At 53.7% G+C, this 328-nt stretch carries 1 protein-coding gene; it reads left to right on the top strand.

What is annotated here, in order from left to right:
• Window positions 1–328 (top strand): hypothetical protein (locus tag E1189_RS22110; protein ID WP_196220813.1); only part of this gene is annotated, 328 nt, incomplete at both ends.

Genomic DNA, 328 nt, shown 5'->3' with positions numbered 1-328 from the left:
ACACAGCAGAATCAACCAGTCCAACAAGGAGCAGCGCCGTCTTAGGCGCTTAAAAGAAAGGTTGGCTAACTCTCCGGTTATCTTTATCCAGGGAGATACTGCGACAGGAAAAAGCTACAGTGCGGCCGAAGTGGCCAGACAGTCAGGGCCTGTTTTTGTGGCCTCACTGGGTCCCTCAACCGATGAGCGGGAACTTGTGCAACGGTGGGTATGGAAAGAAGGCCCCGGAGCCGGTGACAGGCATATGGAGCGTCTCAGTCAGACGTTGCTGCAATGGGCTGAAACACAGCCAGTGGGGGATGAATACATCACACTGGTTCTTGATGAA

Origin of the sequence: Parendozoicomonas verongulae (assembly GCF_009711465.1) — a bacterium.
GTDB lineage: Bacteria > Pseudomonadota > Gammaproteobacteria > Pseudomonadales > Endozoicomonadaceae > Sansalvadorimonas > Sansalvadorimonas verongulae.
This window is presented reverse-complemented; position numbering and strand designations above follow the sequence as displayed.